This is a genomic window from Anaerophaga thermohalophila DSM 12881 (assembly GCF_000191885.1).
GTDB classification, from domain to species: domain Bacteria; phylum Bacteroidota; class Bacteroidia; order Bacteroidales; family Marinilabiliaceae; genus Anaerophaga; species Anaerophaga thermohalophila.
The window spans coordinates 1-13094 of sequence record NZ_AEWI01000064.1; the positions used below are offsets into that span (position 1 = coordinate 1).

Consider the following 13094-nt stretch of genomic DNA (forward strand, 5'->3'; position numbering starts at 1 on the left):
GGGGTAAAAATGGTAAAAATCAGCAGTTTGAAGGCTTTTTATACTGCACCCAAGCTTATATGTATGAGTCTGTTTCTAAAAGTTTCTTGTTGCACGTAAATTTTGGATATTCATTAACAATTAGTTAATTGCGGACCGAAAATTTTCAGACGACCCGACCCCGACAAGAATAGTCTTTTTAAGAGTAGACTCATGTATTACCTTAAATCTGATACCTATAAATATAACGATTGGTTGATATGAAATTTACATTTATTAAAATACCGCGTCATCGACGGTTCCAGTACGATCCGATCTATTATAATCCGGAGAAGGAGAAGCAAAAAGAGCGGGAACGTCGTATTCGTCAGGAGATGGGTATTCCGCTCGAAGAGGGGGAAGATGGCAGGGCGTATGCTGACAGGATAAGAGGCGGAATGCGACGGCGGGTTAAGTCACATTTTGAGGTGACACGAAGTGAAAGAAAAAAGTCTAATTTACGGTTAATTATTATTCTCATTTTATTAATTGCTTTATTCTATTATTTGCTGAATTCTGCTTACGATTGGTATGAGAAGTTTTTTATGTAAATTAATCTTTTGCCTGACCACTTTGTTATTTTTGAACAGACACATGATTACTGTGATATTTTTCCGAATTCATGAGTGCTGTATAAAAAGCATATTTTTGTCAAAATCAAGGCGTTTTAAATTTTTGTGCCGGAGTTAACTTTTTGTTAATGAGGATTTAAAAACTTAAAGCAACAATGAGTTTGGCAACAAAGATGCTTTTTAGACCGGGCTCGTTCATAGAAGAACACTAAATTGTGCCTGTCTATCAGTCAGGCTTTGAATCTTTAAATTTGTGTGTCTGTTCAGGAATTGCCGGTTGAAATCATAACGCAGTAAATGGCACTTTATGGTCAGACCCTAAATAAAATAGAGAGAAGCATTAATAATATGTCAGATATTATCCAACTATTACCCGACTCAGTTGCCAATCAGATTGCTGCCGGAGAAGTTATTCAGCGACCGGCTTCAGTTGTTAAGGAGTTGGTTGAAAATGCTGTCGATGCAGGAAGCTCTGAAATTCAGATTATCGTAAAGGATGCAGGACGTACGCTGATACAGATCATTGATAATGGTTGCGGGATGTCTGAAACCGATGCCAGAATGGCTTTTGAACGGCATGCTACTTCGAAAATCCGCAATGCCAATGACTTATTTGCCATTCGGACCATGGGATTCCGGGGGGAGGCATTGGCTTCTATTGCGGCTGTTGCACACGTGGAGCTCAAAACAAGGTTGCATGAGCAACAATTGGGAACCAGGATCGAAATAGCGGGTTCAAAAGTAGAGAATCAGGAGCCCGTTACATGTGCGCCCGGAAGTAACTTTATGGTTAAGAATCTTTTTTTTAATGTGCCGGCCCGGCGGAGATTCCTCAAGACCAATGCCACCGAGTTGCGGCATATTGTGAACGAGTTTCAAAGGATCGCACTGGCCAATCCTTCCATTATGTTCTCGTTGGAGCACAATAATCAGAAATTGTTCATCCTGCCGTCGTCCAACCTTCGGCAACGCATCTCTGCATTGTTAGGGTCGCACACCAACGCTTTGTTGCTGCCGGTTGAGGCCGATACTTCTGTTATTAAAATACACGGTTTCATTGGTAAACCCCAGTCGGCCCGGAAAACACCGGGCGATCAGTATTTTTTTGTCAACAACCGCTACATGCGAAGTCCTTACCTTCATAAGGCGGTAATGGTTGCTTACGAAAACCTTGTTCCCGCCGGGCATTGTCCACCCTATTTTCTTTTTTTCGAAGCCGACCCCGGAATCATCGATGTCAATATTCATCCCACAAAGACGGAAATAAAATTTGAAGACGAGCGGTCGGTATGGAAAATAGTCAGTGCCGCGGTTCGTGAAGCACTGGGGAAGTTTAATATGGTTCCCTCCATCGATTTTGGTGATGCGGGTGAAGTTCAGATTCCGGCTAAGAAAAGCGATGAGCCTGTCCCCGAGCCATCTGTAAAAATGAATCCCGAATATAATCCATTCGATGAGGAAAAGAATTACAGACCTTCCGGGTCGGGGAAATCTTCGCCTCCGCGCGATTGGGAATCACTTTACGAAGAGTTTCAGTCCGCTTCCCGTAAGAGTGATCCCTCTGGTGGCGCCGATATGCTGATTCTTCCTTCAAAAGAAGATGCCTCTGAAAGCGGGAACGATGGTGCTGTCACAACCGGGAGTGAATATAAGGAAACAGGAGCCCTCTATTTTCAGGTAAAAAGCAAATACATTATTACCTCGGTAAAATCGGGAATCATGATCATCGACCAGCGACGTGCACATGAGCGTATCTTATACGAGGATTTTCTCAGGAATATCAGTGCTGATGCATCGGTCTCGCAGCATTCCCTTTTCCCGGAGGAGATTGGTTTTAGTGAAGAAGACGCGATTTTGCTGAGGGATATTATGGATGATTTACGTATTTTCGGGTTCGAATTGGAAGAAAGAAGTGACCGTACCTTTTCAGTAATCGGCCAACCTTCTTTGTTGAAAGGGATTCATGCCGGTAAACTTATTGATGCTTTGCTGAATGCATTCAAAAGTGGGGAAGTGGACACCAGGCACGAAGTAAGAGAACAAATGGCAGGTGTTATGGCCAGAAATGCCTGTATGCGTCCCGGGGAGGTATTAACCCAGGATGAAATGGCAGAATTGATCAAGAAGTTGTTTCTTTGTAGTGCACCCAATTATACGCCCCGGGGAAAACCGGTATTTACAATTCTCGATAATGAGGAACTCGAAAAACGCTTCCGGTGAGAATGCATGGCAGACAAACCCGAAACATGGCACTGAAATTGCAAACCCAATCGACGTTGATTTATTAATTTTTAGTGATATAAAATGAACTTTGGAGCATCCCCTTTTGGCGGTCTGACAACCGCAGTCAAGAATCTGATACTGATTAATGTGATTTTCTATGTGGCCAGTCTGGTGTTTTACGGGACCTTCGGTTTTGCCATTGAGGATTATCTGGGTCTTCATTTACCCACTGCCGAAGCGTTTAATCCTTTTCAGCTGGTAACCTATATGTTCCTGCATGCTTATTTTTCGCCTGCCGAAGGGATCATATTTTTTCACCTTTTCTTCAATATGTTTGCCTTGTTCATGTTCGGGCGGATGCTGGAAATGGTTTGGGGTACCAAACGGTTTCTTATCTATTATTTTGTGACAGGGATTGGAGCAGCCGTTGTCCACATCCTTGCTCAATATATTGAGGTAATGCCCATGATGGATGCCATAACGCATTATTTGAACAATGCAAGTCCAGAAAACCTGAAGGCCTTCTTAAATGAAGATATCCAAATCAGGTCGTATGAAATGAAACAACAATTTAATGAGTTCGTCCAATCCTATAATCAGTTAATTGACAATAACCCCGACAAAGCCATCGCGTTATCAAAGGAATATATGGTACAATACCGCAATGGCTATCTCAACAGTTTTATTACCGTGGGTGCTTCAGGAGCTGTTTTTGGAATATTGCTGGCTTTTGGGATGTTGTTTCCCAATACACAGCTGATGCTGTTGTTTCCGCCGATACCAATCAAAGCAAAATATTTTGTGATCATATATGGTTTGATTGAGCTTTTCATGGGTATCCGAAATTTCTCAATGGACAATGTAGCCCACTGGGCGCATTTGGGGGGTATGCTGTTTGGGTTTATTCTTATCAAGTACTGGAAAAACAGAGGAATTTATTATTAATTTGCCGGTATGAGTATTTGGAATGAGATAAAAGAATCTTTTCGTGAGGGAAATGTTCTCACGAAACTCATCTATGTCAATGTTGGCGTATTTGTGGTCGTTAAATTACTGCAACTGTTGTTGTTGCTTTTTGGTGCAGGTGCTGCACCCGTTCAATTAATAATCAGCTGGCTGTCGGTACCGTCCAAGCCGGTTTTGCTCCTGCTTCGCCCCTGGAGCCTGCTGACATACATGTTTTTGCACTACGATTTTTTTCATATTTTGTTTAATGTTCTTTATCTGTATTGGTTTGGCCGGTTGTTCGTGCAACTTGTGGATGCCGGCAAATTATTAACGGTTTATATCTGGGGTGGTTTGGCCGGTGCCGGTGTTTACCTTCTGGCTTTTAATTTGTTACCGGCTTTTTATCCGGGCAGTGGTGGTGCCATATTACTGGGCGCATCTGCCTCAATTATGGCCATTCTTTTTGCTGTGGCGCGTATACGGCCAAACTTTTCGGTTTATCTTTTTTTAATCGGCCCCGTTAAGCTTAAATATGTTGCCCTTGGAGCTTTTGTCATCGATCTGATAAGTATTCCGGGAATGGCCAACGCCGGAGGCCATCTGGCGCATATTGGTGGTGCACTGGCCGGATTGTACTACGGATGGAAATTATCGGAAGGTAAAATTAAAGGGAATTTTTTCGACACAGTTGCATCGCGGTTCGGAGGACTGTTCCGTAAGCGGTCGAGGATGAAAGTAACGCACAGCCGCCCCTTGAGTGATATGGAATATAATGCTCAGAAAGTACGACGGCAAAAGGAATTGGATCGTATCCTTGAGAAAATTAAACAAAGCGGATATGACAGCTTATCAAAGGAAGAGAAAAAAACCCTTTTCAATGCCAGTCAGGACAACTAAACAGATAATGTAGTCAGTAGTTTTTAGTCAGTAGTAAGTTGTGGGGATTTGAAAGCACCGGTCTGACCTGAAAAATGTCAAAAGCATATAAATGGCATGTTTTGAGTATATTATAGTTCAATTTGGTTGAAAGTTGAAGCAATTATTTAAGTCCATATCATTCTTTGTTACGCTTATCCTTGCGTTGCTCCTGCTTATTTCGGTGACGCCCGTTTTCATCAGTCCCGAAAAGTTTCATGTGTTGGCCCTTCTTGGCTTTCTGTTTCCGGTTTTGTGGGTTATCAACTTGTTGGCACTGATTCTTCATATACTTAAGAGAAGCATTCATCTGGTAATCCCTTTGGCGGTTTTGCTTTTAACGTGGAATTCGTGGGGAAATATTTTTCAGTTGAAAGGAGAACAACCTCCTGATGACTTGCAGAATCCTGTTAGAATAATGTCTTTTAATACCAGGATGTTCGACTTTTACGAATGGTCTGAACTTCCTGATATGCCGTATGCCATATATGATTTTATTGAAAAGGCCGATCCTGATATTCTTTGTGTACAGGAATTCTTTACTTCCAGACGAAAGGAAGGATATTCGCCCAATTTTCTCAGGGCAAGGTTGCGGAAGATGGGGTATAGTCACATAGAATACCGTGACTATTCCGGCCAGCATATAGGATACGGAATTGCCACCTTTTCCAGATATCCTGTTGTAAATAAAGGGGCACTTGATTTTAGCAACAGTAAAAATATGGCCATTTTTACCGATGTTAATATTAACGGCAAAGTGATCAGGGTATTTAATAATCATCTGGAATCTATAGGTTTCATATCTCATGATTTTAACGTGATTGACAGCCTTACTTTTGAGCTGGATCAGAAACAGAAAGACGGCATAAGAGAGATTGTGCGTAAAATGTCCAGGGCATTCAGACAACGCTCTTCTCAGGCTGAAAGGATTTCAAATCACATTAAAAATTCGCCTTATCCGGTGATTGTTTGCGGTGATTTTAATGATATGCCCGTTTCTTATGTCTATCGCACGATGAGAAACAATCTGAAGGATGCTTTCAGAGAATCAGGGTCAGGATTCGGAGGGACCTATAATGGCCGGCTTCCTTCTTTGAGAATTGATTATATATTTCATGACCCTGACATCAATTCTTATGGATTCAGGCGGTACAAGGTTGATTATTCCGACCACTATCCCATTTCAACTATTTTGGAAATTCAATAGATTTTTAGATATTCGAATGGTATGAGACAGTATAAAGAACTTCTGAAACGGGTGCTTGACGAGGGTGTACAAAAAGAAGACCGGACAGGGACGGGGACAATCAGTGTTTTCGGACACCAGATGCGTTTCGATCTTCAGGATGGGTTTCCCTTACTGACCACCAAAAAACTCCATCTTAAATCTATCATCCATGAGCTTTTGTGGTTTATTAAGGGGAGTACAAATGTGAAATATTTGCAGGACAATGGTGTGCGGATATGGAACGAATGGGCCCGGGAAGATGGAGAGTTGGGGCCTGTTTACGGGTATCAATGGCGTTCGTGGCCCGATTACAAAGGAGGTCATATCGATCAGTTGCAGCAGGTTATCGATTCTATTCAATCGAATCCCAACTCACGAAGACACATCGTAAGCGCCTGGAATGTTGGACAACTTGATGATATGGAATTGCCTCCCTGCCACATCCTGTTCCAGTTTTATGTGGCCGAAGGAAAGTTAAGCTGTCAGCTCTATCAGCGAAGTGCAGATATTTTCCTGGGCGTTCCTTTTAATATTGCTTCTTATGCTTTGCTGACAATGATGGTTGCCCAGGTTACCAATCTTGAACCGGGCGACTTTGTTCATACCCTTGGCGATGCACACATCTATCTCAATCACATAGATCAGGTGAAACTACAGCTGACGCGGGCGCCACGACATCTGCCCACGATGACTATAAACCCTGATGTGAAAAGAATTGACGACTTTAAATATGACGACTTTGTGCTGAGTAATTATGATCCGCATCCTCACATTAAAGGTGAAATATCTGTTTAGAACGGAAATGATTCCGGAGAATATGGCAGTTGTTGACAGGCATATTGTGAAAACTTTTGCGAGTTTATAGACGACACTATCTAACCATCTAATCTCTAACCATCTAACCATCTAATAATCTAATAATCTAATAATCTAATAATCTAATAATCTAATAATCTAATAATCTAATAATCTAATAACATGCACCTGTCCCTTATTGTTGCTGTCGATGAGAATGGTGGTATCGGTATTAATGGTGATCAGCCTGCTTTTATCAGTGAAGACCTTAGACGGTTTAAAAAGCTGACAACAGGTAATACCATCGTGATGGGGAGAAAGACTTTTGAGGCGCTGCCGAAAGGTGCTCTCCCCAATCGGAGAAATATTGTTATTACAAGGCAGAAAGATTTCTCACCTCCCGGCTGTGAAGTTATTCATTCCGGCGAAGAGCTTTATGAAGTTTGCAGACCGGAAGAAAAAGTGTTCGTGATTGGCGGCGGGGAAGTTTATAAGCTCTTTTTCTCAGATGCGACCAGGATTTATCTCACTTTGATCCATTATAAGTTTCCCAGCATCGATACCTGGTTCCCCCCCATAAAAGAAGATGAAACGAGCATGGCAAAGATTGTCACAAAAGAACATGAATGTAATCAATCATGCGAGTTCCATTCGACCAATGACTTAAGTAAATTATATACGAATGAATGGGTGGTTGAGCGTTCGGAAGGACCATACAACGATGAAAAATCCGGATTCTCTTATTCGTATATCAATTATGTCCGTCGATGAAGGCTTTGTCAACCAGCATGGCGGGAGAGATTTGTTCAAACGCGTAGAAATGTCCTATGTCAGGTATAATTTTTAGTCCTGGTGCTATTTCTGTTGGTTTTTCGATGTATTTGAACCGAGAGGTGTATGTTTGTGCAACCGTCTTATCGATTCCTATAAATCTTGCCTGGCCTGTCGACTGTGAGTATTTATCCTCAAAGGCTTTTGGTTTCAAATAAACCGGAGCATGATCGTTGATCCTGAAAAAGGCTGCCAGTCCACCTGTATGATCATAATGACCATGACTGATAACCACCATATCGATGGCCCGGAGGTCGACGTTCAATCTTTTTGCATTTTCGACCAGCAAATTGCTCTGTCCGGTATCGAAGAGAATTTGTTTCCCTGCTGTTTTTACAACAAACGAAAGACCATGCTCTCCTTTTGTTTCCTGTTGGTATGCCAGATTTTCTACAAGTGTGATGATTTCCATTGCATTAAATCCTGTTAAAATGAACTATTGTTCTTTTGAGGGATAAAGATAATACTCTTCTGTGTAATGGAAAAGTTAAAAAAATGCCGGCGAGACTTGACACCGCCGGCATTTTTTTTACGATTGGTATTTATATCGTTTAATGCTGTTCTTTGGCGTTTTTTCAAACTCTTCGGGGAACAGCACGATTCTGGAAATAGTCATAAAAGCGGGCAGTTCCTGATTTACTTCTTTCTTTATATTTTGAAGAATCTTTTCGATGTCTTCATCGCTCAGATTTTCGGCATCTACTGCTTCATAATCGGGATAAACAAGGGCTTCAATTTTTCCATTGTCTTCCCGAACCAGGCATTCCTGAACGTATTCCTTATTGTTGATCACAGCTTCAATTTCTTCGGGATAGATATTTTGTCCCGACGGACCAAGAATCATATTTTTGCTTCGTCCTTTAATGAAGATAAAATTGTCCTTATCGATAATACCGAGATCCCCGGTGTGTAACCATCCTTCAGAATCAAGCACTTCGCTTGTAGCCTGCTTGTTTTTATAATACCCGATCATGTTGTTTTCTCCTCTTACAAGAATTTCTCCAACCTTGTTGTAAGGGTCGTCCGAGTCGATTTTGACCTCCATTCTGTGAACGATTCTTCCTGCAGATTGTGGTTTTGTTTCATCCCATGGCGCATAGCTGATTAAGGGGCCGCATTCGGTCATGCCATACCCCACTGTTAAGGGGAAACCTATCTTACGCAGGAAGATTTCCACGTCTTTGTTTAGTGCAGCTCCGCCTATAACCATTTCTCGAAATTCGCCGCCAAATGCTTCAGTCAGCTTATCTTTGATTCTTGCGTAGACAAGTTTATTAAGAACGGGTAATTTAAGGAGGGCTTTCAGGCTTTTCTTTTCAAGTTGTGGTAATATTTGCTTCTTGAAGATTTTTTCAAGCACAAGCGGAACCGAGAGGATCAGATGAGGTTTTACATTTCGAAAGGCTTCGGTAATAATCTGAGGTGACGGCGTCCTGGAGAGAAAAGTTACATGGCAGCCTTCGGTGAATGGCCATAAAAATTCAAAGAGGCAGCCGTATGTGTGTGCCAGAGGTAAAAATGAAACAATACGTTCGCCCGGGACGATATCAAATGTATCACGGGCATATTGCACGTTGGACCAGATGCTTCGGTGAGGCAAAAGCACTCCTTTGGAAAAGCCTGAGGTTCCTGATGTGTAGGAGAGAACCATTATATCATCTGCTTTGGGACTAAAGAAATTGATCATACCGACATCGAAGCTGTCGCCGGTTTTGGCTATTTCTTCCTGTGCCTTGTCAATAGCTTTCCGGACTTTCCCATTGTTGTCGACAATAACAGAGAAATCGTTTACCGAAATGATCCCTTTAAGTGATGGCATTTTGGTTTCATCGATTTTATCAAAAATCTGGTCGCTGGTAAATAGTAGCAAAGATTCGGAGTGATTGACAATGTGATTAATATCGGAAGGGCTGAAATCGGGTAGAATGGGTACAATTATCGCACCGTAAGTAACAGTACTTAAATATATCAGGGCCCAATTGGTTGAATTTCTTCCGATGAGTGCAACTTTATCGCCAGGCTTGATTCCCAATGCTTTGAAAACCTGATGACAACGATAAATCGATTTTCCAACTTCTTTAAAGGTAATGGTATCTCCTTTGAAGTCACTTAACGCGGGCAATTCCGAATAATTTTCCAATGCCGATTTTACCAACCCTATGTATCCGCTTTTTTCCATACTTTTTTGTTTATACCCCGGTAAAAGTCAAACATTTTTTTAAAAAGACCAAATGCTGACGCAAACCGATGTATAAAATTAACATGTAAAACCCTGTCTGTGTTCACTTTTCTTAAACATCCAACTATCTACGTATATAAACATTTTTTTCTTAAATTGCGACATTTATTACTGAAACGAGCATGACAAAGTTTGCCTTAATAGATTATCAGATTTTTAGATATAAGTAATTTAGTCAGTAGTTTTTAGTCAGTAGCCAGTAGTGTGAATTATAAACACAACATACGTCTTTGCGTTTTAGCTTTTTTACCAACCCTTGCAACACAACAGTTTGCCCGTATAAAGATAGTGATGAAACGAGCATGACAAAGATTGTCACAAAAGAACATGTATTAAACTCTTGCATGCGAGTTCTATCCGACCTTAATAATTAAATTTTATACGGATGAAAAGTAAACTCTTTTTTGTCGGCTTTGCAAGCCTTGCAACCGGTACTTTCTAAACAGACACAGATATTGTGAAAACTTTCACGGGTTTATAGACGATCACTAAATAGTTACTGCCGGATATTTTAAAAGAAAATTGAGAGAGATTCTCTGAAGTTTGAAAGAATTGTTGACAAAGGGAAACAAATTGCTATCTTCGTAACCCTTGACCTGGAAGGTGCTAGAAAAAATGCATTTGATAAAAAATCAGGGCTATGACTTTTGATGAATTATATGAGCAGATTGCCGCGGGTAAGATGAGCAAAGATGAGGCCAGAAGACATTTCTCTCTGGAATGGATGGAAACGGCGCGTAACTATATAGCAGATGTTAATCGTGGAGCCCGTATTAACATTCCTGAAATTATATACGGTGAATACAAAACCGCCGATCAGACCATTGAGCTCGCCGAAGCTTTGTTAACCAGGCACTCAGGCGTTCTGGTGTCCAGAAGTCCCCATCAGCCGGCATTGGTGAATTATTTCAACGATCGGTATTCAGTGAAGGAAACAGCTCTGCTTCTGGCCATCGGTGACTTTCCTGAGCCGAGAGGACATGTTCTTGTGATCAGTGCCGGTGCTGCGGACCATCCGGTGGCTTCGGAGTGTTCACTGGCACTGGAGGCTTTGGGTGTCCATCCTGTTGTTTTTGAAGACCGGGGGATTGCTCATCCCACAAGAGTATTGGATGCGGTTATGGAAGGGCTGAATAAAAAAGTGGCTGCTGTTATTGTTGTTGCCGGAATGGAAGGAGCTTTGGCCCCATTTGTTTCAAGTCTGGTTCCCCTGCCGGTTGTCGGTGTCCCGACCTCGGTGGGATACGGATTCAGAGCCAATGAGGCCGCGCTTACATCAATGCTTGCCTCCTGCGCACCTAATTTAACTGTTGTTAATATTGACGGTGGAATAAGGGCGGCTGTTGTCGCAGGTCTGATTGCAAAAAACAGTTCATTATGAAGTTATATATACAACCCAAAGGTGGAATAGCAGGCGATATGTTTTCTGCCGCGTTGATCGATGCCGGTGCAGATGCCCGGATGGTAACAGGTGCTATGCAGGCTGCAGCTGAAATGCTTGGCCGGGCTGTTGTCAGTCACAGAAAAACTGCCGATGGCTGTAGTCGTCTTCACATAGAGGTGGAACACCATCATGGTCATTTATCGTCAATAAAAGCAAGACATTTGCTTGAACAGCTTTTTGAGGATTTTTCAATTCTGGATGAATACAGGGCTTTCGGGATGCGCATGCTGGAGTATTTGATTGCTGCCGAAAAGGAAGCTCATGCTACTTATGAGTTCGATATGGAACATCATCATCACCCCGACGGGCATCATCACAAACATGAGGATGATATGTCCGCTTCCGGCCATCATCACCACCATCATCACGAAGCAGAACCGGAGGCCTGGTTGCATGAAGCCCAGGATATTCTTATCGACGTGATGGGAGCAGTTACCGGACTTCAGGAATTGTCGGCACCAACAGAGGCCGTTCTCACTTGTCCGGTGTGTTGGGGTGGCGGATCCGTCAGTTTTTCTCACGGCACGCTTAAAGTACCGGCTCCGGCTACCGAAGTAATGATCAGGAATAATAACATTCCTGCTGAAGCGGGGCCCATCGAAACCGAGTTGTTTACGCCAACCGGCGCAGCTTTGCTAAGCGCTTTAAGTGCAAACAAAGTTGTTGCGCTACCTGATGAAAAGGATATGGCAGTCCGTGGTTGTTCCAGAGGTACAAAAGATCTGCCGATACCTCCGCTGAGCGTATTTTTTTACCGGTAAATATATTATTGAGTGCAGTATAAAAAGCATATTTTTGTCAAAACCCAGGCATTTTAAATTTTTGTACAGAAGTTAACTTGTTGTTAATGAGGATGCAAAAATTTAAAACAACAACGAGTTAGGCAACAAAGATGCTTTTTAGACCGGGCTCATTATTCAACTCTTGATGATATCCGGATAAAGCTAAACATAAACGTTCCCGATTTTGATGAGCTTAGGAATATTAAGCAACTTTATTTTGCGCCCGTTCAGCTCTATCAGCTTATCCGATTTAAATTCCGACAGAAGCCTTATTACAGATTCTGTAGCAGTACCGACCATGTTGGCCAGTTCTTCACGCGTGAGCGATATTTGAAGCGTGTGATCTTCATCCAGATCAAAGGTATCCATTAAGAGTAACAGCACTTCTGCCAATCTTTCACGAACCGTCTTTTGTGCAATGTCTGTCAGAAATTTATTGGACTCGCCCAACTCCCTGCAGGTCAGTCGCATAAGAGCCATGGCAAACTCCGGATTGCCTTTGATGAAATTTGTCATCACATCTCCCGGAAGATAGCACAGTAAGGCATCCTGGATGACCTTGGCTGTGGTACATGCCAGTTCTTCACTTACTATTGAGCGAAATCCTATTAAATCGCCTTCCTTTGCAAACCTGATGATTTGCTCTTTGCCGTCAAATCCGGTTTTGTAAATCTTCAGAATGCCTTCCACAACCACATAGGAGCCGTTAATCCGGCTTCCTTCATTATAAATAATTGAACCTCTTTTGTAACTGTTACAGACCAGGTTCTGATTGAGTGATTCAAGTTCTGCATCGGTGAGACCTTTAAATATCTCAAACGAACGCAAACCGATTGTTTCAGGGCTTACAATTTCCTGGGACTTTTTCATAACACATTCTTAAGTAAGTAATATAATAATATGATTTCTGTCATATAAGTAGCTATACAAATATAAAAAGAAAGATTATATTTGCACTGATATACGATGAATATATATATATGAATATTTAAACACTTTTTTTGCTCTATTGTTCGGATAAGCGTTAGATATGATTGATTAAGCAATATATGAGTGCAGTATAAAAAGCCTTTTGACCCCTAAATCCCCTAAAGGGGAC

12 protein-coding genes are annotated in these 13094 nt (G+C 41.9%); 9 read left to right on the forward strand and 3 right to left on the reverse strand.

The window, feature by feature from the left end; genetic code table 11:
* Positions 1 to 239: 239 nt before the first annotated feature.
* From ATH1_RS0114625 to ATH1_RS0114655, 7 genes are all read left to right on the forward strand, one after another.
* Entirely contained in the window at positions 240 to 569 is a 330-nt protein-coding gene (locus tag ATH1_RS0114625; protein ID WP_010423249.1) for a hypothetical protein, read from the forward strand.
* A gap of 369 nt (positions 570 to 938) precedes the next feature.
* Positions 939 to 2810, forward strand: coding sequence for a DNA mismatch repair endonuclease MutL (mutL, locus tag ATH1_RS0114630; protein WP_010423251.1), 1872 nt, complete (start codon positions 939 to 941; stop codon positions 2808 to 2810).
* Between the two features lie 84 nt (positions 2811 to 2894).
* Positions 2895 to 3758, forward strand: coding sequence for a rhomboid family intramembrane serine protease (locus ATH1_RS0114635; protein ID WP_010423253.1), 864 nt, complete (start codon positions 2895 to 2897; stop codon positions 3756 to 3758).
* 9 nt (positions 3759 to 3767) lie between these two features.
* The gene (locus ATH1_RS0114640; protein WP_010423255.1) at positions 3768 to 4658 is read left to right on the forward strand and encodes a rhomboid family intramembrane serine protease; all 891 of its coding nucleotides are present in this window, start codon (positions 3768 to 3770) and stop codon (positions 4656 to 4658) included.
* Between the two features lie 133 nt (positions 4659 to 4791).
* Positions 4792 to 5883 carry an endonuclease/exonuclease/phosphatase family protein gene (locus ATH1_RS0114645; RefSeq protein ID WP_010423257.1) on the forward strand — a complete coding sequence of 364 codons (1092 nt, stop codon included), beginning with the start codon at positions 4792 to 4794 and terminating at the stop codon, positions 5881 to 5883.
* Positions 5884 to 5904: 21 nt separating this feature from the next.
* Positions 5905 to 6699 (forward strand): thymidylate synthase, encoded by a 795-nt coding sequence (locus ATH1_RS0114650; protein WP_010423259.1) that lies wholly within the window; start codon positions 5905 to 5907, stop codon positions 6697 to 6699.
* Positions 6700 to 6882: 183 nt separating this feature from the next.
* A complete protein-coding gene (locus ATH1_RS0114655; protein ID WP_010423261.1) occupies positions 6883 to 7470 on the forward strand; it encodes a dihydrofolate reductase in 588 nt (195 codons plus the stop codon).
* Here ATH1_RS0114655 and ATH1_RS19620 read toward each other — a convergent pair.
* Complete coding sequence (locus ATH1_RS19620; RefSeq protein WP_010423264.1) at positions 7451 to 7942, reverse strand: MBL fold metallo-hydrolase; 492 nt, start codon at positions 7940 to 7942, stop codon at positions 7451 to 7453. The genes ATH1_RS0114655 and ATH1_RS19620 overlap by 20 nt on opposite strands.
* A 117-nt stretch (positions 7943 to 8059) precedes the next feature.
* Positions 8060 to 9709 carry an AMP-binding protein gene (locus ATH1_RS0114665; RefSeq protein ID WP_010423266.1) on the reverse strand — a complete coding sequence of 550 codons (1650 nt, stop codon included), beginning with the start codon at positions 9707 to 9709 and terminating at the stop codon, positions 8060 to 8062.
* 700 nt (positions 9710 to 10409) lie between these two features.
* On the opposite strand from ATH1_RS0114665, the gene larB reads away from it, so the two are divergent.
* Both larB and larC read left to right on the forward strand, forming a co-directional pair.
* The gene (gene larB, locus ATH1_RS0114670) at positions 10410 to 11150 is read left to right on the forward strand and encodes a nickel pincer cofactor biosynthesis protein LarB (protein WP_010423268.1); all 741 of its coding nucleotides are present in this window, start codon (positions 10410 to 10412) and stop codon (positions 11148 to 11150) included.
* On the forward strand, positions 11147 to 11974 hold the full coding sequence (gene larC, locus ATH1_RS0114675) for a nickel insertion protein (protein ID WP_010423271.1): 828 nt from the start codon (positions 11147 to 11149) through the stop codon (positions 11972 to 11974). Before larB ends, larC begins: the two co-directional genes overlap by 4 nt.
* A 183-nt stretch (positions 11975 to 12157) precedes the next feature.
* On the opposite strand, the gene ATH1_RS0114680 is transcribed toward larC, so the two are convergent.
* Positions 12158 to 12865: a Crp/Fnr family transcriptional regulator gene (locus ATH1_RS0114680; RefSeq protein WP_010423273.1), complete on the reverse strand. Its 708-nt coding sequence runs from the start codon at positions 12863 to 12865 to the stop codon at positions 12158 to 12160.
* Positions 12866 to 13094: the final 229 nt, after the last annotated feature.

What these genes read in the sequence shown, in the direction of transcription:
- ATH1_RS0114650 (WP_010423259.1), top strand. Translation starts at nt 5,905, where the DNA reads ATGAGACAGTATAAAGAACTTCTGAAACGGGTGCTTGACGAGGGTGTA.
- ATH1_RS0114655 (WP_010423261.1), top strand. Translation starts at nt 6,883, where the DNA reads ATGCACCTGTCCCTTATTGTTGCTGTCGATGAGAATGGTGGTATCGGT.
- mutL (WP_010423251.1), top strand. Translation starts at nt 939, where the DNA reads ATGTCAGATATTATCCAACTATTACCCGACTCAGTTGCCAATCAGATT.
- ATH1_RS0114640 (WP_010423255.1), top strand. Translation starts at nt 3,768, where the DNA reads ATGAGTATTTGGAATGAGATAAAAGAATCTTTTCGTGAGGGAAATGTT.
- ATH1_RS0114680 (WP_010423273.1), bottom strand. Translation starts at nt 12,865, where the DNA reads ATGAAAAAGTCCCAGGAAATTGTAAGCCCTGAAACAATCGGTTTGCGT.
- ATH1_RS0114635 (WP_010423253.1), top strand. Translation starts at nt 2,895, where the DNA reads ATGAACTTTGGAGCATCCCCTTTTGGCGGTCTGACAACCGCAGTCAAG.
- ATH1_RS19620 (WP_010423264.1), bottom strand. Translation starts at nt 7,942, where the DNA reads ATGGAAATCATCACACTTGTAGAAAATCTGGCATACCAACAGGAAACA.
- larB (WP_010423268.1), top strand. Translation starts at nt 10,410, where the DNA reads ATGACTTTTGATGAATTATATGAGCAGATTGCCGCGGGTAAGATGAGC.
- ATH1_RS0114665 (WP_010423266.1), bottom strand. Translation starts at nt 9,709, where the DNA reads ATGGAAAAAAGCGGATACATAGGGTTGGTAAAATCGGCATTGGAAAAT.
- ATH1_RS0114625 (WP_010423249.1), top strand. Translation starts at nt 240, where the DNA reads ATGAAATTTACATTTATTAAAATACCGCGTCATCGACGGTTCCAGTAC.
- larC (WP_010423271.1), top strand. Translation starts at nt 11,147, where the DNA reads ATGAAGTTATATATACAACCCAAAGGTGGAATAGCAGGCGATATGTTT.